Here is a 24297-nt window from a genome sequence, read left to right as displayed (position 1 = left end):
CGCGCAAGCGGATTTTTCGGTCGCCTGAACGTCGGAGCCGCCACTTGGGCGGCCGGGCTCCTTCGCGCAAGCGGATTTTTCGGTCGCCTGAACGTCGGAGCCACCAGTTGGGCGGCCGGGCTCCTTCGCGCAAGCGCTCATCCGAACTGCCCCGCGGTCGGTGGATGGGGCGGTGTCGGCTTCCGTCACCGTCGCCGCGGGCGGGTGGCCGTCGAGGGTGTCGTAGCGAAGCTGGCGGGTGATGCGGAAGCGGTCGCCCGGAATGAAGACGCGGTCGTAGACGATGGGGGTGCCGTCGGTGCCCGTCGAGATGCGATCGGAGCGGAAGGCGGCGGTGCCCGGGCGGCAGCCCATCTCGCGGGCGGCCTGCCGGTCCAGGGGCACCGCCGACACGGTTTCGTGAGCCGCGGTGACCTCGATGCCCAGCTTGAAGGACAGGACCTGGCGGAGCGGGGTCACCGCCAGATCGGCCTTGGAGACTTCTTCGCCGATCGCGGCGGGCAGGTACGAGGCCTGGAAGCTCACCGGCTCACCGTCTACGAGGCGCAGGCGCTCCAGGACGAAGACCGGCGCCCGCTCCGGGAGCCGCAGCGACTCGGCGACGCGACGGTCCGCGACCGTCTTGTAGCTGCGCACGAACCGCGTGGCCACGTCTTCCCCGAGCGCGGACAGATCGCCCGCGAGGGCCCGCAGATGGAGAATGTCGTAGTCGATCGACGGGCGGGCGATGAAGGTGCCCAGACCGTGGCGGCGGGCGATGAGTCCATCGCGCTCGAGCAGATCGAGGGCCTGGCGCAACGTCATCAGCGTGACGCCGAACTCCCGCGCGAGGCTCCGCTGGTTGTCGAGGCGTTGGCCGGGACCGTGACCGCCGGCCACGATGCGCTCGCGCAGCGTCTGGGCGATCTGGTGATAGCGCGGCACGCGACTGGCCAAGTAGCAATCCCTCGTCTTCGAGTGTTCTAGAACTCCGGCCGGCCGCCGACTGGCTCGGTCGAGCTTGAAATCGGGATTCACGCAAGCGCGACAGGCAGTTACTGCGACCGGCGCCCATTGTACCTGCGCCGGCGTGGCGCGGTCAATGGGCGCTCAGGGCTAGGCCGCGCCCTCTCTGGCGAGCCGCTGGGACAGCGTGACGAGGGCGTCGAGCTTGCCGCCGGCCGCCCCGGAGTCGATCGACTGTGCGGCCAGGCCCACGCCCTCTTTCAGATCGCGGGCCTTCGCCCCGGCCACCAGGGCCGCCGCCGCGTTCATCAGCACGATGTCCCGCCGCGGGCCGGAAGCGCCCGCGAGCACCCGGCGGATGATCACGGCGTTCTCCTGGCGGTCGCCGCCCTGCAGCTCGGCGATGGTGGCCCGCGGCATCCCGAAGTCCTCGGGGCGCACCCGCGTGCTCCGCACGACGCCCTCGTGCACCTCGGCGATGTGGCTCTCGCCGGTGTTGGAGATCTCGTCGAGCCCGTCGGCGCCGTGGACGACGAAGGCGCGAATCGTTCCGAGCTCGGCGAGCACGCGGGCCAGCGGCTCGGTGAGGGTGGGCGCGTACACGCCGATCAGCTGGGCGTTGGCCCCGGCGGGATTCGTCAGGGGGCCGAGCATGTTGAACACGGTGCGGACGCCCATCTCCCGGCGGGCGGCCATCACGTGCTTCATCGCGGTGTGGAGCAGCGGGGCGTAGAGGAACCCGATGCCGACCTCGTCCAGGCAGCGGGCCACCTTCGCCGGGCTCAAGTCGATGCTGATGCCGAGCGTCTCGACCACGTCGGCGGAGCCGCAGAGCGACGAGACCGAGCGGTTCCCGTGCTTGGCCACCTTCAGCCCGGCGCCCGCCACCACGAACGCGGTGGCGGTGGAGACGTTGAAGGTGCCCGAGGCGTCGCCGCCGGTGCCGCACGTGTCGATCAGCATCTCGCGATCGGTGCCGGTCTGGGCGACCAGGTCCGCGCCGTCGGCGCGCACCTTCACCGCCTTCTGCCGCATCACCTGCGCGAAGCCGATCAGCTCCTCGACGGTCTCGCCCTTCATGCGCAGCGCGGTGAGGAAGGCGGCGATCTGGGCGTTGGTGCCCGCCCCCGACATGATCGCTTCCATCGCGGCCGCCGCCTCGAGGCGCGTCAGGTCGCGATGGTCGATGAGGGCGCGCAGGGCCTCGGTGATGATCGGGCTGGTCACGCCTGGCCGTCTCCCGCCCCGCGGCCGCGCACGATCGCGCTCACCGCGCTCATCACGTCGCGGATCTGCAGGGGCTTGGCCAGGACGAGATCGACCCCGTTGGCGCGCAGCTCCTCCGACGCCACTTCCACGCCGAATCCGCTCATCAGCACGATATGAACCTCCGGCGCGCGGGCCTTGACCGCGCGCGCCACCTGCCAGCCGGTCATGCCCGGCATGGCCAGGTCCGTGAAGACCAGATCGAACCGCTCGGCGCCGACTCGCTCGACCGCAGCCTGCCCCGCGCCCACCACCACCGCGGTGTGCCCCGACGCGGCGAGGATGTCGGCGACGACCTCCGCAACCTCCGGCTCGTCGTCGACCACCAGGCAGTGCAGCGAAACCGCGGCGCCCGCGGGGGCCGCAGGCGCGGCCGCCTCCGCGACCTGGTCGCTCGAGGGAAACACCAGGCGGAACGTGGTGCCCTGGCCTTCTTCGCTCTCCACCGTGATGCGAGCGCTGTGGCGCGCCAGGATACCATAGGCCATCGAGAGGCCGAGGCCGGTGCCCTTCGGTCCCTTCGTGGTGAAGAACGGATCGAAGATCTTCTGCCGGATGTGCTCGGGAATGCCGGTGCCCGTGTCGCTGACGTCGACGCGCACCTCGCCGCCCGGCCCCTCGCCGGTGCCGGTGCGCAGGGTCAGCGTGCCCCCGTGCGGCATCGCGTCGAGCGCGTTGAGCACGAGATTGGTGAACGCCTCGCGCAGCTCGGCCGGATCGCCCGCGATCCGGGGCAGCCGCTCCGCGAGCACGGTGACCACCTCGACCGCGGCCCCGCGCCGCGCGCTGTCGTGACGCCAGGTCGACTCGGTGGCCTCGAGCACCTGCTGCACGACCTGGTTGAGGTCCACCGCCACCGCGGGCTGATCGCGCCGCACCCCCGTGAAGTCCTGGAGCCGGCGCACGGTGCGGGCGCCGTCCATCGCGGCGCGCTCGATGACCTTCAGCCACTGTCGCAGCTTGCCGTCCTGGATGCGCTCGAGCAGCAGCTGGGCCCGCCCGAGGATCGAGGCCAGCACGTTGTTGAAGTCGTGCGCGACTCCCGAGGCCATCTCGCCGAGGGCGCGCAGCTTCTCGGTCCGCACCAGCTGATCCTGAGCGTCGGCCAGCTCGCTGAACGCGCGCGAGCGGTCCTCGTACAGGCGCGCGCTGCGCAGCATGAGGGCGGTGAGCTGGGCGATGTTGACGAGCAGCCGCTCGTCGGCCTCGGTGTAGGGACGGTCCGTGCTCCGCAGCGACAGCACGCCCAGCACCCGCTCGCCTGCGGTCATGGGCACGATCAGGCAACAGGGCAAGCCGACCACCGCGGGCAGCGGCGCCACCCCGTAGCGGGCGCAATCGCCGACGTAGTCCGTCGTGCGGATCGGCCGGCCGGTGCCGACCACGTAGCCGGAGAGCCCCGCCCCGTCGCGCGGGTAGAACTGCGGCGCCTCCTCGTCGCAGCGCCGGCCGTCGCGCACCCGCAAGACCACCTCGAGCCGATCGTGGTCCTCGTCCAGCAGCAGCACGGTCAGGCTCTGGACCTCGAGCACGCGCGAGACCTGCTGGTACACCGCGTCGAGCAGCCCGGCCTGGTCGAGCTGCCCGGTGACCGCGCGCGACAGCTCGTGGAGCACGGACAGCTCGCGCAGCCGGCGCTGGTTGTCCTGGAACAGGCGCGCGTTCTGCAAGGCCACGCCGACCTGGCTCGCCATCGCCTCCATCAGGCGCAGCTCGGCGTCGGACACCTCGCGCGCCTCGGCCCACCAGCCGGCCGCGAAGCCGCCGATCACCTGCTCCTGCGCCACGACCGGGACGAACAGGTGCGTCCGCACCGGAATGACGCGGCGGATGTGCTCGGGCAGCCGCGGATCGTTCGTCCCGTCGGTGGTCACCACCGCCTGCCGGCGCCGGATCGCCTCCTCGTAGAACGCGTGGCCGGTGAGCGGGATGCGGGTGCCCCGCATCTCCTCCCGGTGATCGGCCGGGATGTGATACCCGGCCAGCGGGGCCATCCACTGCCCGTTGTCCTCGACGAGCCACATGCCGGCGAGGTCCGCGCCCAGGCCGCGCACCACGTGGCGCAGCAGCTGGCGCGTCAGCGCGTCCACGTCGAGCGTCGAGGCGAGCGCCTGGCTCACCGAGAGCAGCGTCTCGGTCTCCTGCAGCTTGGTCGCGGTCTGGCGGGCCAGCTCCGCGTTCTCCATGCCGAGGCCGACCTGGGCCGCCACGCCCTCGACCAGGCGCACTTCGGAGTCGGAGAACTCGCGGCCGGTCTGCCACCACACCAGGAACAGCGCGCCCACCGCCTCGCCGCGCACCGTGGTGGGCGCGAAGAGGACCGAGTGCGCGTCGAGCCCGGCCAGCGTGTCGGGATCGAAGCGCGGATCCGTGCGGGTGTCCGACGACCAGGCGGCGCGGCCCTCGCGCCAGACCTGGGCCAGCGCGGGAAAGCGCGAGAGCGGGAACGGGTGGTTGACGAAATGCTCCCGTAGATGCCCGGGCACGTGATGGCCCGCCATCGGGACCAGCGCGTCGTGGCGGGTGTCGAGCCGGTAGATGCCTACCATGTCGGCGCCGAAGGCCCGTCCGACCTCGCGCGCCACCAGCCGCATCACGTTCTCCGGCGAATCGGGCTGCGACAGCGCGCGGCCGACCGCCAGCAGCGCGGTCGTCTCGCGCAGCCGCTCCTGCACCTGCGTGTACAGGCCCGCGTTGGTCAGGGACAGCGCGAGCTGGCCCGCCACCGCCATGGCCAGGTCCACCTGCCAGGCCTCGAAGGACGTGGTCCGCTCGGTGTGGTCGAGGATCATGACGCCGATGACCTCGTCCTGACGAATCAGCGGCACCGCCATGGCCGACTTGACCCCGAAGCTCTCCACCCACGAGGCCGGCACCAGATCGCTCGCGCGGGCGTCGGGCACGATCACCGGCCGCCGGGTGGCCACGGTGCGGGCGTGCAGCGGAGGGTCCAGAGGCAGCGCCTCGGTCATGCGGCGCGCCTGCTCCGAGCGGTCGGCGTCCGGTCGCCCGTCGGCGAACTGCGACATGAGCGGCACCACGCGTCCGTCCACCCAGCGATGGATCGAGCAGCGGTCCACCCCGCACACCTGCGCGATCTTCATCGCCACCTGGCGGAGCAGCCGCTTCGAGTCGAGCGTGGAGTTCAGGATCTCGGCGACCTCGAGCAGCGCGCGGCTTTCCTCGAGCCGGCCCCGGGTCTCGCCGTAGAGGCCCGCGTTGCGGATGGCCACGCCGGCCTGGGCCACGAAGCTCTCGAGCAGCTGCTGGTCGTCGGCGCCGAGCCGGATCGGGCCCTTGCCCACCAGCGTGAGCACGCCCAGCAGCGAGTCCTGCACCAGGATGGGCACCGCGACGATGCTGCGGATGCCGTGGGTGGCCGCCCACGCCCTGAACTCGAAGCGCGGATCCTGCATCACGTCGGGCACCTCGAGCGGGCGGCGATGCTCGGCCACCCAGCCCGCCGCGCCCTCGCCGAATCGCAGATTCCGAGTCGGCAGATCCAGACCGAAGTCGGCGGAGACCGTCTGCAGGGTCAGCGTCCGGTTCACCTCGTCGGCCACCCAGAAGTTGGCGAGGGGCACCGCGATCAGCTCGGCGGCCGCCTCCGCGATCGCGCGCAGCACCTCGTCCATGTCCAGCGAGGCCGAGACGATCTGGGCGAGCCGGGTCAGGCGACGGAGCCGCGCGGCGCGCACGTCGAGAGCCTCGTACAGCCGGGCGTTCTCGAGCGCGGCGGCGAGCTGGTTGGCGAAGACCGACAGCTGCTCGATCTCGCGGTCCACGAAGTGCTCGCCGCGCCGCCGGTACGCCACCAGCGCCCCGCGGATGTGCTCGCGCACGAGCGGCACCGCCAGGATGGCCCGCCCCCCGATGTCCGCGATCCACCGGCGCGACTCGGGGCGCAGGTGCATCCGCGGATCGCTGAGCACGTCGGCGGTCCACACCGGGCGGCCCTCGGTGAGCGCGAGGCCCACCACGCCCTCGTCGCCGCGCAGCGGCTTGGCCATGTCGGCCAGCGGCGCCGAGAACTCGCCCTGCCCCACGGCCAGACGCAGCAGCTGGCTCTCCGGATCCTGCAGCCAGATCGCCAGGTCGGGGAACGCGAGAGTCTCCCGCGCCTGGGTGGCCACGAGGTCGAGCACGCGGCTCTCGTCGAAGGTCGACACCAGCACGCGCCCCAGCTCGGCCACCGCGCGCATGCGCTCGGCCTGCTCGGAGGCCTCACGGTAGAGCCGGGAGTGATCGATGGCGATCGCGGCCTGGCCCGCGAAGGTCTCGGCCAGCTCCTGCTCGCGCGCGGTGAAGGGTCGACGGCCGCGGAAGACGAGCACGCCGATGGGCCGCTCGCCGACCAGCAGCGGCACCCCCAGGAAGTGGGTGTAGCCGAGCCGCTGACCGGCGGCCTGATGGTCGGCGATCACGTCGGCCCCTTCGAGCTCGCACATGAGTGCCTGGCCGGTGGCCAGCACCTTGCCGCTCAGGCTCTCGCCCACCTGCAGTCGCGTCCGCATCATCGTCTCGGCCGCGGTGCCGGTGAGGCCCGCCACCACCAGCTGATCGCCGTCCAGGAGCCGGAACCCGGCGTTGTCCAGCTCGAGCAGGCGGGCCGCCTCCTCGGCGATCGAGGTCAGCAGGCTCTCCGGGGTCACGAGCGCGCCGATCTTCTTGTTGATCTCGAGCAGCGAGGACAGCGACGCCTTGCGGTCGCGCTCCTGGGCGAAGAGCCGGGCATTGGAGAGCGCGATCGCGGCCTGGCCGGCCAGGCCGCTCATCAGCGAGATCTCGCTCGCCGAGGGCGCGTGCGGCTCCCACCAGTAGGCGGCCAGCGCCCCGTGCGCCTCGCCCTTGCTCACGAGCGGCACCGAGAGCACCGCGCGATAGCCCTCGCGCACCACGAGGGCACGCGTCTCGGACGTCAGGGGCACCGCGGGGTCGTTCAGCACGTCCTCGCTCCAGACCGGCTCGCCCCGGGCGACCGCCCGGCCGGTGGTGCCCTCGCCCACGCGCACCCGCAGCGAGGTCATGAAGTCGGGCGACAGGCCCCGCCCGCGCTCGTAGACCAGGAGGCCGCTCGGGCGATCCAGGCGGAAGACGCCGAGGCCGGCCACCCCCAGGAGGGCCCGGCACCGGTCGACCACCAGGTCCAGCACGCGCTCGGGCTCGAGCGTGGAGGAGACCACGCCGCTGACCTCGAGCAGGGCCTGGTACTGCGCCGCGTTGCGGTGGGCCTCGGCGAAGAGCCGCGCGTGCTCGAGCGCGACCGCGGCCTGGGTGGCGAAGTCGGTGAGGATCGACAGCTCGTCCTCGACGAACGGCGGCGCGCCCGGCCCGCGCCCCGCGGTCATCACACCCAGCGGCCGGCTGCCCGCCATCAGCGGCGCCACCAGGAGCCGGCTCGTGAACGGCACGAACTCGGCCATCGCGTTCGCGGAGCCGGCGTAGTCGTTGATCAGCGCGCCCCGCCCGGCTGCGAGCGCTACCCCGGCCTCGCCGGTCCCGATCTTGAACCGGAGGTCGCGGATCCAGTCGCCCACGTCCGACCACGCGCGCGCGTGCAGCGTCTCGCCCTCCAGCAGGTAGAGGGCGGCGTAGGCGCCGCCGATCAGCTGCTGGGCCGAGCGCGCGATCACCACCAGCAGATCCTCGGTGTCCACCTGCTCCGAGATCTGGCGCTCGATCACCCGCTGGGCCTCGAGCCGGCGCAGGCGGGCCGCCGCCATCTCCTGCAGCTGGGCGCGCTCGACGGCCAGGCCCACCGTCTGGGCCACGCCGGCCAGGATCTTGCGCTCCTCGTCGGAGAAGTCGCGCGCCTCCTTGGACACCAGCGCCATGACCCCCCAGGTCTTCAGGTCGACCGGGATGGGCAGGGCGAGCTGGGTCCGGTGCGAGCGGTCCGCCGCCATCTGGCGGATGCTCTCCCCGGACGGCGGCGCCGCGTCGAGGTGGGTGACCAGGATCCGCCCGGTGCGCGCGGCCTCGCCCATGTGCGAGTCGCCGAGCGGCCGGACCTGGAAGCGCTCGACGTACTGCGGATCGAAGCCGCTCTGGGCCAGCATCACCAGCTCACGCGCCGCGCTGTCGAGCCGGTAGACCGCGCCGACGTCCATGCCGGACAGCTCGCGAACGACCTCGAGCGTCTCCTCGGCGGTGGTGGCCAGGTCGGCCCCGCGGCCGATCGTGGCCGAGATCGCGTTCAGCGCCTCCAGCTCGCGGTTGCGACGCTCGAGGGCCGCCCGCGGACTGCCATCCGTCCGCGAGCCGGCGTGCGACCGGGGGGGCTCGGGCAGGAACGCGAGCACCACGCCGGCCAGCACCACCACGCCGCCGGCCAGCAGCGTGAGGAACTCGAGCCCGAGGCGGCGCTCGGCTCGCGCGAACTCCCGCACCGGCAGGACGACCCAGAGGGCGCCGTCCGGCGAGCCGATCACCGGGCTCTCCAGCCGTCGGACCGCGTGAGGCTCCTGGCCGGCGGTGATGACGCCGGTGGCGGCCGCGGCGGTCCAGCCCGCCGGCGCCAGATCGGGGCGGCTCGACGCGAGCGCGCGATCGCCGGCCAGGAATACCACGGCGGGGCCCGACGGCAGTCGCTCGAGGAGCGCGCCGAGGCCATCGAGCCGGCGCCCCGCGACGACCGTGCCGACGGGGGTCGGCTCCCGATCGGTGGCGCTCCTGACCGGCGCGGTCACCAGGAAGTACGGCCGGCCGCCGGCCAGCCGCAGGGTGAGGACGGGCTCGGTCGGTATCGAGGGGCCGGGCAGGCTCGGCGGCGGGCCCGCCGGCACCTGCACCAGCGGCGTGCCGCGCCGGTCCAGTACCGTGATGAAGTCGGCGAGTCCGTCCTGCGTCACGGCGAGCACGCGCGGCGACGCCGCGCGGGCCAGCGTCGACCAGTCGCCCTGCGTGACGCCGTCGATCACCGCGGGATCCCGGGCCAGCAGCGCCGCCTCGCGACGGAGCGAATCCTGATAGTCGGCCACCAGCGCGGTGACCGCGTCGACGGTGCGCGCGACGGCGACGTCCCGCGTGCGCACGAGCTGTCGATGGGCGGCGAGGTAGCCCAGCGAGGCGAGGATGCCGAGCGGAATGGCCAGCAGCAGGAAGGGAACGAGGAAGCCTCGAGCGAAGCGCCTCACACGGCTATTCTCGTTCCGTCCGGCGGCGAACTGAACCGAAATTTCGGGGGCCTAGAGACCCAGGTAGGCCTGCTTGATGTGCCCGCTGGCCAGCAGCTCGTCCCGCGGCCCGGAGAGCGTCATCCGCCCGTTCTCGAGGACATAGCCCCGGTGGGCCAGGCGGAGCGACCGCAGGACGTTCTGCTCGACCAGCAGGATCGTGATGCCCCGGCCGTTGATGCGGGCCAGATCCTCGAAGATCGCCTTCACCATCACCGGAGCCAGACCGAGGCTCGGCTCGTCCAGCATCAAGAGCCGCGGCCGGGCCATGAGGCCGCGGCCGATCGCACACATCTGCTGCTCGCCGCCCGACAGGGTGCCCGCGAGCTGCGCGGTGCGCTCCCGCAGCCGGGGGAAGAGATCGAAGACCTCCGCGAGGGAGTCGGCCACCCGACCGCGGGCCTCCGGGGTCCGGGCCCCCAGCTCGAGGTTCTCGCGCACCGTCATGGTCGGGAAGAGCTGCCGGCCCTCCGGCACGTGGGCCACCCCGCGGGCCACGATCTGCGCCGAGCTCCGCCCATCGAGACGCTGGCCCTCGAACTCGATGCGGCCGCGGCGCAGGGGCAAGAGCCCGGAGACCGCGCGCAGGGTCGTGGTCTTGCCCGCTCCGTTGGCGCCGATCAGCGCCACCGTCTCGCCCTCGCGCACCTCGAGCGAGACGTCGCGCACCGCGGTCATGTCGCCGTAGCCGACCTCGATGCCGTCAACGCGAAGGAGCGTGGACATATTCCTCGCCGAGGTACGCCTCGATCACCCGCGGATGATTGGCCACCGCCGCCGGCTCGCCCTCCACGATCTTCTCGCCGAAGTTCAGCACCGCGATGCGATGGGACAGCGACATCACCGCGCGCATGTTGTGCTCGATCAGCAGGATCGCAATGCCGGAGGCGTTGATGCGCTTGACCAGCGCGACGATGGCCTCGATCTCGGTCGGGTTGAGCCCGGCCATCACCTCGTCGAGCAGCAGGAGGCGCGGCTCGGTGGCCAGCGCCCGCGCCAGCTCGAGGCGCTTGCGCTCGGCCAGCGTGAGGGCGCCCGCGGCGTGGTCGACCTTGCCTCCGAGCCCGACCTGCTCGATGACCTCGCGCGCCCGGGCCCGGGCGTCCTCCATCCGGGCCCGGCGGGACAGCGCGCCCACCCGCACGTTGTCCAGCACGGACAGACGGGGGAACGGCCGGACGATCTGGAACGTGCGGCAGAGGCCGAGTCGGCAGATCGCGTGGGGCGGGAGGCCCACGATGGACCGGCCGGCGAAGCGGATCTGCCCGCGGTCCGGCGCGAGGAAGCCCGAGAGCAGGTTGAAGGCGGTGGTCTTGCCCGCGCCGTTCGGGCCGATGAGCCCGAGCACCTCGTCGGGCGCCACCGAGAGCGAGAGGTCGCGCACCGCCTGCAGGCCGCCGAAGCGGCGGGAGATGCCGGTGACCTCCAGCAGCGGCGTCACCGTGCGGCCGGGCGGGCCCAGAGGCGGCGGAGCGCGGGATAGGCGCCCTGGGGCAGGAAGAGCACGACCGCGATCAGCAGAATCCCATAGGCGATCAGGTGAACGCCCGACCAGCCGCCCTGGCCGAAGTAGACGCGGGCGACCTCGGCGAGCGGGCTCAGGATGAACGAGCCGAGGATCGGCCCGAGCACGGTGCCCGCGCCGCCCACGATGGGCCGGATGATGATCTCCACCGAGAGCGGGATGCCGAACACCGCGTTGGGCTGCAGCGAGAACAGGTAGAAGGCGTAGAAGGTGCCGCCCACTCCGGTGAGGAACGACGACACCACCATGGCCAGCATCTTGTAGCGGAAGGTGTTGACCCCCAGGGCCTCGCAGGCGCCCTCGTCCTCGCGGATCGCGATGAGGTAGGCGCCGAAGCGCCGCCGCTCGATCGCGGCCACCACCAGGGTGGCCATCAGCATCAGACCGAGCGCGACGTAGTAGTAGACGCGATTGTCCTGGAACTGGAACTGGCGCGGGTTGCCGGTGAACGTGATGTAGTAGCCGAGGGCGCCGCCGACCGCGTCGGTGTTGAGCGCCACGATGCGGCAGACCTCCGCGAACGCCACGGTCAAGAGCACGAAGTAGAAGCCGCGCAGGCCGAAGCGAAAACCCAGATACCCCACCACCGTCCCGAGCGCCGCGGAGAGCACTCCGCCCACCAGCATGCCGATCCACGGGGTGAGCCCGACCTCCGCGGAGAGCAGGGCCGAGGCGTAGGCTCCGAGGCCGACGAACGCGGCGTGGCCGGCCGAGAGCTGACCCGCGTAGCCGCCCACGATGTTCCAGGCCTGGCCGAGGAAGGCGTAGAAGAAGATGAAGATGAACACGGTGACCGCGTAGGAGCTGAGCACCGCGGGCAGCGCCAGCAGGACCGCGAGGGCCGCCGCGGCCAGCCACTTCATGCGCCCGGCCGTTTCGTGCGCGACGGTCCGTTCATACGGGAGCCCGGCCGAAGAGCCCGGCGGGCCGGACGAGCAGGATGACGATCAGGAGCGAGAAGCTCACCAGCTCCTTCATGGACGGGCTCAGGAATACCGCGCCGAGCGACTCGGCTACCGACACGAGCAGACCGCCGAGGAAGGCGCCGGGCAAGCTGCCCATGCCGCCGATGATCACGATGTTGAACGAGGCCACCGACAGCGAGAGCCCGCCCGCGGGCTGGAAGGGCAGGATCGGCGAGACGAGCGCCCCCGCCGCGCCCACGCAGGCCGCCCCGATGCCGAAGGCCGCCGCGTAGACGCGCCGCACGTCGGCGCCGATGACGAGGGCGCCGTAGGCGTTGTCGGCGGCCGCGCGCATGGTGCGACCCAGATCGGTGCGCTGCAGGAAGAGGTACAGCGCGAAGGTCAGCACGATCGCGAGGACGAAGGTCACCAGCCGGGCCACGTCCACGAAGATCGGCCCCAGCCAGAGGGTCGCGGCGCGCAGCGGCGAGCGCACCCGTTGGGGATCGGGGCCGAAGGCGACGAGCGCCGCGTTCTCCAGCACCAGCGCCACGCCCAGCATCAGCAGGATCTGCATCTCGTGCGGGGCATCCACGATCCGGTCCACCAGGAGGCGCTGGACGATCACCCCGGTCACGAACAGCACCGCCGCGCAGCCCACGAAGCCCACGTAGGGATCGATCCCGGCGCGGGTGGCCAGCAGCCAGGCCAGGTACATCCCCCACACCATCATGTCGCCGTGGGCGAAGTTCACCACCCGCATCACGCCGAAGATCAGCGTGAGGCCCACCGCCATGAGGCTGTAGACGCCGCCGAACAGGAGCCCGTTCAGCAGGCTCTGGGCGATGAGCGCCGGATCCAGAGCCGGCTACGCCTTGGGACGCGGGAAGACGAACTTCTGCACCGCGGCCTCCCGGGGCCAGACCGCCACCGGCTTGCCGCCGAGGATCTGGATCATGGTGGTGACCGCGTTGGGATTGTCGCCGACCTCGTTGAAGGTCACCGGGCCCGCGTACTGCATGAGGCCGCCGCTCCAGTTCGACTTGCGCAGCGCCTCCACGATGGCGTCGGGGTCCGTCGACTTCGCGCGCTCGAGCACGTCGGCGATGAGCATCATGCCGTCGTAGGAGTAGCCCGAGTTGGTGTCGAAGGTCTTGCCGCCGGAGCGCTTCAGGTAGTCCTCCGCGACCTTCTGGGTCCGCGGATTCTTGAAGTTCGCCCAGGGCAGGCTGCTCATGACGTACTCGAGATCGTCCTTCAGGACCGCGAGCTGTCCGGCCTCGTAGAGGCCCGGGCTCCCCGGCCCCACGATGCCCATGATCTCGATCCGCTGCTTGCGGATCTCGGGCAGCAGCAGCTGCGCGCTCGCCGGCCGGGTGATCGGCGCGATCACGTCGGGCTTCGCCGCCTTCGCGCGAGAGACCTCGGTGGAGAGGTCCTGGGGCGGCTCCGGCCACGGGATGACGTCCACGATCTCCCAGGAGGGCTTCGCGGCGGCGTGCGCGGCCTGGAAGCCCTTGGCGTTGTTCTGGCCGAAGAGGTCGTTGCAGTACATCAGCACCACCCGCTTGGGCGACACCTTGGCTTCCTGGAAGACCTCGCCGAAATACTGCACCGCCCGACGCCCGAACGACGAGCCGGTGGGGAAGTTCCGGTAGACGTACTGCGTCTTCTGCTGGCCTTCCTTCACCGCCTTGGCCACGTTGGCGGTGATGGGGTCGGCGGCGGCGATGTCGACCAGGAACGGGATGCGCCGCTGCTGGGCCACCGGCACCATCGCCTGGGTGGATCCGGAGTCGAAGGAGCCCATGAGCATCTGGGCGCCCTGATTCATCACGCGCTCCGCCTCGGTGCGCCCGATGTCGGGCTTGGTCTGGGTGTCGCCCACGATCAGCTCGAGCTTCGCGCCGTTGAGGGACTTGATGCCGCCCGCCGCGTTGATCGCGTCGGCCGCCATCTGGGCCCCCAGCCGGCAGGCCTGGCCGGGCTCGGCCAGGGGGCCGGTCACCGGGTGGACGACGCCCACCTTGAAGGTCGGCGTCTGCGCGCGCAGCACGACGGGGAAGCCGAGGGCGGCGGCGCCCGCCGCCGCCCCGGCGGCCTTCAGAAGGGTGCGGCGCTGCACACGCGGCTGACGACGGTCGCTCATCGAGGTCTCCTGTCGGGTTAGGGGTGACGAGACGTCAGGCCTTGCCCAGCAGCTGCTGGGCGATGACCACGCGCTGGATCTGGTTCGTGCCCTCGTAGATCTGGGTGATCTTGGCGTCGCGCATGAACCGCTCGACCGGGAACTCACGGGTGTAGCCGTACCCGCCGAAGATCTGGACCGCATCGGTCGCCGCCTTCATGGCGGTGTCCGAGGCCAGGCACTTCGCCGCGGAGGCTTCCAGCGCCGTCCCGCTCACCCCGTGGTCGATCAGGGCGGCGGCGTGGTGGACGACCAGTCGCGACGCATGCACGGCCATCGCCATGTCGGCGAGCATGAACTGGATGCCCTGGAAGGTGGCGATGGGCTGGTCGAAAGCGCGGCGCTCCTTGGCGTAGGCCACCGAGGCGTCGAGCGCGGCCTGGGCGATGCCCACGGCCTGCGCACCGATGGTGGGCCGCGACTGCTCGAGCGTCCGCATCGCGATCTTGAATCCGTCGCCCTCCTTGCCCAGCCGGTTCTCGACCGGCACCTCGCAGTCGCTGAAGTGCAAGGCCACGGTGGGCGAGCCGTGGATGCCGAGCTTGCGCTCCGCCTTGCCGACCGTGAACCCCTTCATGCCGGGCTCCAGCAGGAGCGCGGTGACCGCCTTGGCCCGCTTGCCCGGATCGCTGGTCACGAACACGGTGATGACGCCGGCGTGGGAGCCGTTGGTCACCCACATCTTGGAGCCGTTCAGCACGTAGCGGTCGCCCTTGCGGACGGCGCGACAGGTCATCGCGGCGGCGTCCGAGCCCGATCCCGGCTCGGAGAGGGAGAAGGCCGCCGTCATCTCCCCGGTGGCCAGCTTCGGCAGGTAGTGCCGCTTCTGCTCCTCGCTGCCCGCGAAGATGATCGGGTAGCCGCCCAGGTTCTGCACCAGGAAGATGGTCGACGTCGACGCACAGGCCCAGGCCACCTCCTCGGCGGCCAGGCAGAAGGCGAGCGAGCCCGCCGCCGTGCCCCCGTACTCCTCGGGGATGTGCAGCCCCATCAAGCCCTGCTGCCCCAGCAGCTTCAGCTGCTCGTGCGGGTACTCGCCGGTCTCGTCCACGTGGGCGGCGCGCGGGGCGATACGCTCGCGCGCGATCTCCCGCGCCAGCGTACGGATCGCCTGCTGGTCCTCGCTCAGATAGTAGAGATTGTTCATCGTGGCAACCGGTTGCACCTACTTCTTCGAGTAATCGTAGAAGCCCTTGCCGGATTTGCGACCGAGCTGCCCGGCCATGACCATGCGCTTGAGCAGCGGGGGTGGGGCGTAGCGGGGCTCCCGGTACTCGTCGAACATGACCTCGGCCACGTACATGGTGGTGTCGAGGCCGACCAGGTCGAGCAGGGTGAAGGGCCCCATCGGGTAGCCGCAGCCGAGCTTCATCGCCTGGTCGATGTCCTCCAGCGAGGCCAGGCCACCTTCGTAGACCCGGATCGCGTCCAGCAGGTAGGGCACGAGCAGCCGGTTGACGATGAACGCGGTGGAGTCCTTCGCCCGCACCGGCACCTTGCCGACGGCGTGCACCCACTCGTACGCCCCCAGCACGCTCTTCTCGTCGGTGAGGATGGTCTGCACGACCTCGACCAGCTTCATCAGCGGCACCGGGTTGAAGAAGTGCAGCCCCAGCACCTGCCCCGGCCGCTTCGTCGCGGCGGCCATCGCGGTGATGTTGCACGACGAGGTATTCGACGCCAGCAGGGCGTGCGGCGGGCAGATACGGTCGAGCCTGGCGAACGTCTCGTTCTTCAGCGGCTGATTCTCGGTGATGGCCTCGATCACGAGGTCGCAGTCGCGGAAGCCCTCGACCCCGACCACACCCTTGATCCGCCCGAGCACCTCGTCCCGCGCCTTCTCGTCGAGCTTCGCCTTGGCCACGAGGGCGTCGAGACTCTTGCGGAGGCCGGCCAGCCCGCGGTCGAGCAGCTCCTGGCTGGCCTCGGCCACCACTGTCGGGAAGCCCGCCTGCGCGGTGACCTGCGCGATCCCCGACCCCATCAGCCCACAGCCCAGCACCCCGACGTTGCGGATTGCCATGCCCGGTCTCCCCGATCACGCCGTCCCTGGCGGCTCCGGGACGACGTCAGCCTCGAATGGTAGGGTTCTGCGCGGCGGTCAGCGGCGGGTCTTCGAGCGGTTGTAGGCGGCCAGCGCGAACTCGTGCTCGATGTCGCCGGGCGGGCACGGATTCCTCACGGTCACGCTGATCCCGGTCTTCTTGTTGCGCATGGAGCCGTCCGGCTGGGGCTCCCACTCATCGACCGGCGATGGCCGCGGGGCCAACGCCTCGCGCTTGATGTCCTCGGTGAAGGCGCGCTCCCGCGACTCGATCGGCCGGTTGATCAGGTTCAAGATGATCGGCGCCGGCGCCGGCTGCGTGCCCTCGCCGGCCCCGACCGCGGCCGCGGGCAGCACCACCCCCGCCATCGCCACCAGCACGCCCCCGACCCACGCTCGCTCGATCATGTCCGGCCTCCCGGCTCCCATCATACAACTACTGCCGACGGTCTAGTCGTAGACGATCAGGGAGTCGATCCGGTGCCCGGCGAGACGGGCGCGGCCCTTGAGAAAGGCCAGCTCGATCAGGAAGGCGGCGCCCACCACCGACGCGCCCAGCCGCTCCACGAGTCGCAGCGTGGCCGCCATCGTGCCCCCGGTGGCCAGCAGATCGTCCACCACCAGCACGCGCTGCCCCGCTGCGATCGCATCTTCGTGGATGGCCAGCACGTCGCGACCGTACTCCAGCTCGTACTCCTCCTCGATCGTGCGCGCGGGGAGCTTGCCCCGCTTGCGCACCGGCACGAAGCCGGCCTTGAGCTGATGGGCGAGCGCCCCGCCGAAGATGAAGCCGCGCGACTCCACGCCCACGACCAGGTCGACCCGCGAGGTGTGGTAGCGGGCGGCCAGGTGGTCGATCACCGAGGCCCAGGCGGGGCCGTCCTTCAGCAGCGTGGTGATGTCCTTGAAGAGGATGCCTTCGGTCGGAAAATCCTTGATGTCGCGGATCTTTGCGCGGAGCTCGTCCAGGTTCATGGCCGAGCCGGCATGTTACCCGGCGGCCCAGGTGGGGGCAACCCGAAAAACCTCGTCGGCGAGCATCTCGAGGTCGGCAACGATGAGATCGGCGTCGGCCGACGGGAGCCGGAACCCGGCGGTGTAGTGCGCCGCGCGCATGCCGATCCCCCGCGCGCCCACCACGTCGGCGTCGGGGTTGTCGCCGATGTGCAGCGCCTGCCCGGGCCGCATCCCGGCGGCGGCGAGCGTCACGCGAAAGATCTCCGCCTCCGGCTTGCGCACGCCGATCTCGTCGGAGTACGAGATGGGACCGAAGTAGCGCAGCAGCCCGTGGCGCTCGAGCACGCGCCGCAGGATCAGCCCGGGCGTGCGGCCGGTATTGGACACGATGCCGAGGATCACTCCGCGTGCGGCCAGGTCGCGTACTGCCCGCGCGGCGCCCGGGGACAGGTCGGGCGGATGGGCCAGCACCGGGGAGATGTAGGCCTCGAGCGCGGCCGCGAAGGCGGCCGGGCTCAGGCGGGCGGCGATGCCCGGCTCCCGGGTATCGAGGACGATGCGCAGCTGCTCGGCCGGGCTCGGGTCGCGATTGTCGCTCCAGAAGCGCTCGGCCAGCGTGAGGCCCGAGCGCTCGTGGATGTCCTCGGCGTCGACCTCGCTGACCGGCGCCCCCGCGTCGTGCAGCGCGCGCCGGATGGCCTCGACGCGGCGCGCGCGCTGAGCGCGCAGGTTCTCCGGCGAATCGGTGACCAGCGTGTCCCAGAAGTCGAAGGTGACGAGGCGGATCACGAAGCGAAGCGGGGCTTGCGCTTGCCGAGATAGGCCTCCATCGCTTCGCGCGGCTCCCCGGTGGCGAAGGACTGGCCGAAGGCGTTGACGCCATACTCGACGGCGGTGCGCAGGTCCGTGTTGCGCCACCGCACGATCAGCTCCTTCTGCAGGCGCACCGCGCTCGGCGCGCACGCGAGGATCTTGCCGACCAGCTCGGCGGTCACCGCCCGCAGCTCGGACCGCGGCGCCACCCGGTTCACCAGGCCCCACTCGAAGGCCTGCCGCGCGGAGACGCTCTCGCCGGTCAACAAGATCTCGGCGGCGCGCCCGGGCCCGACCACGCCGGGCAGGAGCGCGGCCTCGATCACCGACGGGATGCCGACGCGGATCTCCGGCAGGCCCATCACCGCGTCGCCGGCCGCGGTGCGCAGGTCACAGGCCATGGCCAGCTCGAAGCCGGCCCCGAGGCAGGCGCCGTTGATCATGCAGACGGTCGGGAACGGGGCGTCGTGCACTTCGTTGATCGCCTCGTGCAGGCTGGCGATGAAGGCCTTGGCGGGGCCCGGGGTGAAGTCGCGGAGCACCTGCAGCTGCATGCCCCCGGTGGTCGCGCGGCCCGCGCCGGTGATCACGGCGGCGCGCACCCCGGCGTCCCGGCGCAGCGCCGCGAAGGTGGCGCGGATCCCCTCGACCATCTCGGGCACGATCAAGTTCAACGGCGGGCGGTCCAGCGTCACCCAGGCCAGGACGCCCTCGCGCGCGACCGTGACGAAGTCCGGCTCGACCGACATGGATCGGCGGCTAGTACCGCTTCATCTTCGGATCGATCGCCTGGGCCCACTGATCGAGCCCGCCCACCAGGTTCACCGCCTTGAACCCCTGCTGCCGGAGGAAGCCGGCCACCGCCGCGCTGCGGACTCCGTGATGGCAGTACACGACGATCTCGTCCGCGGGGTCCAGCTCGGCGGTCCGGAACTCGATCTCCTCGATCGGGATGTGGGTCGCGTTGTCCAGGCGGCACAGCGCGGTCTCCCAGTCCTCGCGCACGTCCAGCAGCACCACCGGGTCCTTGCGGTCGAGGCGCGTCTTCAAATCCTGAGGGGCGATGTCGGTTCGCTCGGCGCTCATCTCGTGGTCTCCCGCTGGGAAGATACCATGTCAGGTCGGCTCGGGCAGGAGCACCGAGGTCTCGGGAGAGATCTCGATCTTCACGTCGTCGCCGGGCTTGAAGCCGCGGCCCTGCGACGCGGAGGTCAGCATCTCCACGCGCACGCTGCCGCCGGGGATCGCCACGTCGTACAGCTGGCGCGAGCCCTCGAAGACGTGGCTCGCCACCTGGCCGCGGATGCCGCCGGCCGCGCGCTCCGACTCCTCGAGCCGCAGGGACTCCGGACGGAGGCAGAGGAGCCCGCGCGCGCCGACCGCCCAGGGATGGCCGCCCGAGGCCACCGGCACCCGCGAGCCGCCCGCGGTCTCGACCACCACCCCGAGGTCGCGCACCTCGACCACGCGCACCGGCACGAGGTTCGCCGCGCCCACGAACTCGGCCACGAAGCGGTTGCGGGGGCGCCAGTAGATCTCCTCGGGCTTGCCCTCCTGCACGACCCGCCCGTGGTCCAGCACCGCGATGCGGCTCGACAGGGCGAGGGCCTCCGCCTGGTCGTGGGTCACGTGGAGCGTGGTGATGCCGACGTCGCGATGCAGCCGCCCCAGCTCCAGCCGCATCTGGGCGCGCAGCCCCGCATCGAGGTTCGACAGCGGCTCGTCGAGGAGCAGCAGCCGCGGCTGCACCACGAGGGTGCGCGCCAGGGCCACCCGCTGCTGCTGGCCGCCCGAGAGCTGCGACGGCCGACGCGGCTCGAAGCCCGCGAGCCCGACCTGCCCGAGGGCGGCCGCCACCTTGCCGGTCAACGCCTCGCCGCTCACTCCACGCTCGCGCAGGCCGAAGGCCACGTTCTCGAACACCGAGAGATGCGGCCAGAGCGCGTAGTGCTGGAACACCATGCCGAGGTTGCGCTTCCACGGCGGCACCGCGTCGATCGGCTCGTCGTCCACCACGATGCGGCCGGTGTCGGGCGTGATGAAGCCGGCCAGCAGCCGCAGCAGCGTGGTCTTGCCGCAGCCGGACGGCCCCAGCAGCGTGTAGAACTCACCGGGCCGGATCGAGATCGACACGTCGGCGACCGCCCAGTGGTCGCCGTAGCGCTTGCCCACGCCCTCCATGCGCACCTCGGACAGCCGGATCAGCTCGGACTGGGTCACGCGGTCACGCCTCCTCCGGGATCATCCCTGAAGCGCGGCCGGCGATCCAGCCGCGCCACCAGCGGGACCACCGCGAGCCCGAGGGCGGCCAGCACCAGGTACACCGCGGCGGGCGGCAGCGACGATAGCAGCGTGGTGGCCAGCACCGGGCCGATGAAGGCAGCGCCGATGCGCGAGGAGTTCACGAACCCGATCGCCCCGCCGGACGCGCGCTGCGCGATCGCGGCCACCGCGAGCGGGAACACCGGGGCGATGCACAGCACCTGAAGGAAGCGCAGCGCGCCGAAGGCCCACACGTTGCCCGCGAGGGCGAGCGTCGCGAGGAACAGGGAGGAGCCCAGCAGGAACCACCGCACCGCCTGGCGGTCGCCCAGCAGCTCGGCCAGCCGCGGCGCGGCCATCGCGCCGAGCGAGGCGGCGACCCCGGTGGCGAAGATCAGGACGCCGCCGACCTCCAGGGTGGACTCCGTGGCCACGCCGAGCGGCGGCAGGATCTGGGGCAGGATCGAGGTGAGGAAGAAGATCTGCGTCGAGCCGGCGAGGACCACCAGCGACACCGTCGCCAGCTCGCGCACCGAGGTCGGGCGGGCCGGCGCGGCCTTGGGGTCGCGGGGCCGGCCGGGCGGCACGCCCCAGGAGACGAGCGCCGAGCACGCCCAGAGCATCACCGCGCCCAGCACGAACGAGAGGCGGAAGCCGACGCGCGCGGCCACCAGCGCGCCCGCCGCCGGGCCGAGCACCTGGCCCAGCGTCATCCCGGATTGGATGTAGGAGACCTGGCGCCGCACGTCGCCACCCGAGCGGCCCACCATGATGAACGCGAAGGTCGAGACCGCGCCCATCAGGCCCAGCAGCATGCGCGCGACCAGCATCTCGGGCAGCGTGCGCGCCGCCGCCATGCCGAGGAAGCCGAGCCCCTGGAACGCCTGCACCGCGATGAAGCCGCGCTTGGGATCGATGTGCTCGCCCAGCCGGCCCGAGATCGGCGCGGTGAGCACGGTGATCAGCGGGCTGATGCCGAGAATCCACCCCGTCCATCGGAGCGTCGCGGCCGGGTCGAGGCTCGACATCCTCTGGATGTGGAAGGGCAAGCTCACGTACACGAACGACCACGCAAAGGTGCCGAGCAGCATCGAGGCGGGGAGCACCCATTCCGCGCGCGGGCGGCTCACGGGCGCGCGTCCCACGCGCGGGAGCGGCGCGCGAGGCCGGACGCGGCCCAGGTGCCCGCCGCCACCAGCACGATGGCGACCACGCCGAGCGCCGCCCCGGGCCCGCGGCCCGCCGCGGACTGCATGTAGAGGTAGATCCCGTAGGACAGCGGCCCCAGCTCCACGCGGGGCACGAGGAGGATGGTGGACGACAGGTCCACCGCCGAGGTGATGAAGGCGAGCAGTCCGCCGGCCAGGAGCCCGCGCGTCATCAGCGGCAGGGTGATGCGCCGGAACGTCCGCGGCCGGTTGGCCCCGAGACTCTGGGCCGCCTCCTCCAGCGCGGGCGACAGCTGCTGGAGCGCCGCGTAGGCGCCCCGCACCGCGTAGGGCAGCCGCCGCACCGCGTACACCACCACCAGGATCAGCCACGTCGAGGTCAACGGCTCGCCGAGGCCGGGCACGCGGAGCCCGCCGAAGGCGCGCAGGTAGCCGATCGCGAGCACCACGCCCGGGATGGCCAGCGGCACCGTCGAGAGCGTGTCGAGCCAGTGCCGCGCGCGCACCCGGCCCCGCAGCAGCAGCCAGGCGATGACCGCGCCCAGCGCCACGTCGAGCAGCGCAGCCAGGCCCGCGTAGCGCAGCGTGTTGACGACGAACCCCGGCGAGCGGACCAGGATCTCCTCGTAGTTGCCGAGCGTGTACACGGTGGGCAGCGGGCTCAGGCTCCACACCCGCGAGAACGACAGCAGCACGATGCCCACGTGGGGCAGGAGCGCCGGCCCGAGCAGGAGCAGCGCGCCCAGCCAGGCCCCGAGCGCGCCGCGCCGGCCCAGCACGACCGGCGGCGTCTCCCCGCCCCGGCCCAGCGCGGCGAACTCGCCGCGGGCCAGCGCAGCCTTCGACAGCCAGAGGGCGGCCAGCGACAGCGCGACCAGGATCACGCAGATCACGTAGCCATCCACGTCGCTGAAGCCGATGGTGGTCACATGCACGTAGGCCTGCGGGGCCAGCAGCCGGGTGTAGTTCAGCATCAGCGGCGTGCCCAGATCGTCGATCACCCGGATGAAGGTCAGCAGCGCCCCCGCCGCGTATCCGGGCAGCGCGAGCGGCAGCAGCACCCGGCGGAAGAGACGGAGCCCGGAAGCCCCCAGGTTCTGGGCCGCCTCCTCGAGCGAGCGATCGAGCCCGCCGAGCGCCGCCGCGGTGTTGAGCAGGATGAACGGGAAGTAGTGGAGGCTCTGCACGAGCACCACGCCGGCGAAGCCCTCCATGAACGGCACCGTGACGCTGAAGCGATCGAGCAGGAAGAGGTTCACCGCGCCGCGCCGGCCGAGGATCTGCTGAAAGGCCACCGCCCCCACGAAGGGCGGGATGACGAGCGGCAGCACCCCGAGCACCGAGATCAGCCCGTGCCCCGGGAACCGGTAGCGCACGGTGAGCACGGCCAGCGGCACCGCGATGACGCTGCCGATCACCACCGCCAGCAGCCCGGCGAGCAGGGTGTTCACCAGCGCCTCGCGAGACAGGGGCCGCGCGAAGAAGGCCAGCAGCGGGCGGAGCGTGGGCGCGCCGTCGGCCACGACGGCGACCGACAGCACCTGGATGAGCGGATAGACGATGGCGACCGCGAGGAGGACCAGGAGCGAGGCGACCAGCGCGGTCTCGCCGGTCGAGCGGTGTCCTCGCATCAGGCGGAGGCGGAGCTCGCTTCGATCGCGGACGCCTCCGGGGCCATGGGCTGCGCCGCGAAGGTCAGGTACTCGAGGTCCTCCAGGGTCTGCTCGAGGCGGTGGTAGGCCCAGGCGCAGGCGAGCAGCGCGGCGAGCGGGTAGCCGAGCCCGTAGGCGCGGGGGCCCACCGCCACCGTGCCGAGGGTGAGGGCGGCGTTGGCCACGAAGAAGACCGCGGCGACCTCGGCGGCGTCGCGCCGACGGTCGAAGTAGAGCAGCACGATGCTCCCGAAGAGGCACAGCACGTGGAGCAGCGCGCCCACGAGCCCGCAGCGGAGGATGCCGAGCTGGAGACGATCGAGGCCGATCGCGGCGATCAGCCACGGCGCCAGCGCCATCGAGAGCAACGTGAGGGGCGCCTGGACGATCAGCAGGCGGCGCAGGCTGTTGCGCAGGCAGGCGACGAGCGCGCGCTTGGCGTCGAGGACCTGTCGGAGCGTGCCGTGCTTGGTGGCGACGCCGTAGTACTCGCGATAACGATCGTAGAAGTCGGTCTCGACGCTGACGAGGAAGATGGCGAGCGACGGCACCACCGAAAGGTAGCACAGGAAGATCGGGGTGTCGTACAGCGAGGCGTGAAACCAGCCCACGACCGGCAGGCCGGTGGGCCCCACCCAGAAGATCACGCGATCCACCGCGATCGCCGCGTTGTAGAAGACGCCGGCCGCGATCAGCTCCGGGTAGCGCCCGAAGGCCCGTAGCAGGTGCACCGACTCCGGGACCCGCACCCCGGTGAACTCGCGCTCGACCCGCGCGCACAGCACGAACAGGATGCCGGCCTGCCCGGCCAGGAAGCCCGCGAGATAGCCGCTCCCGCCGACGTACCGGCCCAGGCCGAGCGCGGCGAGCAGGCTGAGCGCATTGCCCGCGAAGAATGCGGCGACCACGCTCGCGTAGTCCTGCGCCGCGCCCAGGTAGATCATCACCATCCAGGTGCACGACACCACCACCAGCAGCATGACCCCGAAGAGGCGCAGCGCCGGCTCGAGTCCCGGGCACAGCGCGTAGAACGCGGTCCCGAGGACGAGGTGCGCGAGCGCGGTCACCCCGAGCGTGAGGCGATAGGAGACCACCAGCGCGCCGATGCGCCCGCGGTACAGCTCGTCGGCGAGGTGCCGCGTCACCACCATGTGGGCGGCCCCGGTGGTGATGAGCGAGACGGTATAGGTATAGACCACGATCGCCTGGAAGCGGGCGTGCGCCGCGTCGCCGATCAGGTTGCGCGACAGCAGGGCGAGGGTGCCGAGCGTGCAGATGGACAGGAGCCACGGCCCCGCCGACAACACCGCCCCGTAGAGATGCGCGCGCAGCCAGCCGCTGTAGCTGCCGTCGACGATGAGGCGCTTGAGCCGGAAGCCGATGCCCGCCATCGCGT

19 protein-coding genes are annotated in these 24297 nt (G+C 71.8%); all 19 read right to left on the bottom strand.

The window, feature by feature from the left end:
- Positions 1–936, bottom strand: a 936-nt coding sequence (locus tag VKN16_24435) for a GntR family transcriptional regulator (protein ID HME97366.1), incomplete at its 3' end; no start/stop codon positions are given.
- Positions 937–1095: 159 nt separating this feature from the next.
- The gene (gene trpD, locus VKN16_24430; protein ID HME97365.1) at positions 1096–2160 is read right to left on the bottom strand and encodes an anthranilate phosphoribosyltransferase; all 1065 of its coding nucleotides are present in this window, start codon (positions 2158–2160) and stop codon (positions 1096–1098) included.
- A gap of 8 nt (positions 2161–2168) precedes the next feature.
- Positions 2169–9347, bottom strand: a complete 7179-nt coding sequence (locus tag VKN16_24425; protein HME97364.1) for a GAF domain-containing protein — start codon at positions 9345–9347, stop codon at positions 2169–2171.
- A gap of 51 nt (positions 9348–9398) precedes the next feature.
- A complete protein-coding gene (locus VKN16_24420) occupies positions 9399–10112 on the bottom strand; it encodes an ABC transporter ATP-binding protein (protein ID HME97363.1) in 714 nt (237 codons plus the stop codon).
- On the bottom strand, positions 10090–10827 hold the full coding sequence (locus tag VKN16_24415) for an ABC transporter ATP-binding protein (protein HME97362.1): 738 nt from the start codon (positions 10825–10827) through the stop codon (positions 10090–10092). The genes VKN16_24420 and VKN16_24415 overlap by 23 nt, the downstream gene beginning before the upstream one ends.
- On the bottom strand, positions 10824–11774 hold the full coding sequence (locus tag VKN16_24410) for a branched-chain amino acid ABC transporter permease (GenBank protein ID HME97361.1): 951 nt from the start codon (positions 11772–11774) through the stop codon (positions 10824–10826). Before VKN16_24410 ends, VKN16_24415 begins: the two co-directional genes overlap by 4 nt.
- A 31-nt stretch (positions 11775–11805) precedes the next feature.
- Positions 11806–12648: a branched-chain amino acid ABC transporter permease gene (locus VKN16_24405; protein HME97360.1), complete on the bottom strand. Its 843-nt coding sequence runs from the start codon at positions 12646–12648 to the stop codon at positions 11806–11808.
- 36 nt (positions 12649–12684) lie between these two features.
- A complete protein-coding gene (locus tag VKN16_24400) occupies positions 12685–13965 on the bottom strand; it encodes an ABC transporter substrate-binding protein (GenBank protein ID HME97359.1) in 1281 nt (426 codons plus the stop codon).
- Between the two features lie 34 nt (positions 13966–13999).
- Positions 14000–15151 carry an acyl-CoA dehydrogenase family protein gene (locus VKN16_24395; protein ID HME97358.1) on the bottom strand — a complete coding sequence of 384 codons (1152 nt, stop codon included), beginning with the start codon at positions 15149–15151 and terminating at the stop codon, positions 14000–14002.
- A gap of 18 nt (positions 15152–15169) precedes the next feature.
- Complete coding sequence (locus VKN16_24390; protein ID HME97357.1) at positions 15170–16027, bottom strand: 3-hydroxybutyryl-CoA dehydrogenase; 858 nt, start codon at positions 16025–16027, stop codon at positions 15170–15172.
- 78 nt (positions 16028–16105) lie between these two features.
- Positions 16106–16456, bottom strand: a complete 351-nt coding sequence (locus VKN16_24385; protein HME97356.1) for a hypothetical protein — start codon at positions 16454–16456, stop codon at positions 16106–16108.
- Between the two features lie 42 nt (positions 16457–16498).
- The gene (locus VKN16_24380; protein HME97355.1) at positions 16499–17023 is read right to left on the bottom strand and encodes an adenine phosphoribosyltransferase; all 525 of its coding nucleotides are present in this window, start codon (positions 17021–17023) and stop codon (positions 16499–16501) included.
- 15 nt (positions 17024–17038) lie between these two features.
- Positions 17039–17794: an HAD family hydrolase gene (locus tag VKN16_24375; protein HME97354.1), complete on the bottom strand. Its 756-nt coding sequence runs from the start codon at positions 17792–17794 to the stop codon at positions 17039–17041.
- The gene (locus tag VKN16_24370; protein HME97353.1) at positions 17791–18567 is read right to left on the bottom strand and encodes an enoyl-CoA hydratase-related protein; all 777 of its coding nucleotides are present in this window, start codon (positions 18565–18567) and stop codon (positions 17791–17793) included. The genes VKN16_24375 and VKN16_24370 overlap by 4 nt, the downstream gene beginning before the upstream one ends.
- A gap of 10 nt (positions 18568–18577) precedes the next feature.
- Complete coding sequence (locus VKN16_24365; protein HME97352.1) at positions 18578–18904, bottom strand: rhodanese-like domain-containing protein; 327 nt, start codon at positions 18902–18904, stop codon at positions 18578–18580.
- Between the two features lie 30 nt (positions 18905–18934).
- On the bottom strand, positions 18935–20038 hold the full coding sequence (locus VKN16_24360; GenBank protein ID HME97351.1) for an ABC transporter ATP-binding protein: 1104 nt from the start codon (positions 20036–20038) through the stop codon (positions 18935–18937).
- Entirely contained in the window at positions 20035–21210 is a 1176-nt protein-coding gene (locus VKN16_24355) for an MFS transporter (protein ID HME97350.1), read from the bottom strand. The genes VKN16_24360 and VKN16_24355 overlap by 4 nt, the downstream gene beginning before the upstream one ends.
- Positions 21207–22880, bottom strand: coding sequence for an iron ABC transporter permease (locus tag VKN16_24350; GenBank protein ID HME97349.1), 1674 nt, complete (start codon positions 22878–22880; stop codon positions 21207–21209). Before VKN16_24350 ends, VKN16_24355 begins: the two co-directional genes overlap by 4 nt.
- Positions 22880–24292: an exopolysaccharide Pel transporter PelG gene (pelG, locus tag VKN16_24345; GenBank protein ID HME97348.1), complete on the bottom strand. Its 1413-nt coding sequence runs from the start codon at positions 24290–24292 to the stop codon at positions 22880–22882. Before pelG ends, VKN16_24350 begins: the two co-directional genes overlap by 1 nt.
- Between the last annotated feature and the right edge of the window lie 5 nt (positions 24293–24297).

It is taken from the genome of Candidatus Methylomirabilota bacterium (assembly GCA_035315345.1).
Taxonomy (GTDB): Bacteria; Methylomirabilota; Methylomirabilia; order Rokubacteriales; family CSP1-6; genus CAMLFJ01.
This window is presented reverse-complemented; position numbering and strand designations above follow the sequence as displayed.